The organism is Psychroserpens mesophilus (assembly GCF_050617655.1).
GTDB classification, from domain to species: domain Bacteria; phylum Bacteroidota; class Bacteroidia; order Flavobacteriales; family Flavobacteriaceae; genus Psychroserpens; species Psychroserpens mesophilus_A.
Window position 1 is genome coordinate 1 of the sequence record NZ_JBODQC010000282.1, and the last position, 257, is coordinate 257.

The 257-nt window shown below is 43.6% G+C and carries 1 pseudogene; it reads left to right on the forward strand.

The window, feature by feature from the left end:
* Window positions 1-257, forward strand: a pseudogene (locus ACRHNM_RS17280) (nitrite reductase); the annotation flags it as partial.

A 257-nucleotide genomic window follows, 5' to 3' on the forward strand; every position in this document is an offset into this window, starting at 1 on the left:
TAAAGAAAAAGATGGAGAAAGAGGTTTTAAAGTAATGTTGGCTGGTGGCCTGGGGTCACAACCGCGCCACGCCGATGAGCTTTATAGCTTTTTGCCCACAGATAAAATTATTCCATTGATGGAAGGTGTAATCCGTGTGTTCGATAGATACGGAGAGCGTAAGAGTAGGGCCAAAGCCAGAATGAAGTTTTTGTTGAAGGACTTGGGACTTGACGGTTTCAAAGAATTACTTGAAAAGGAGCAAACGGCAATTCCTC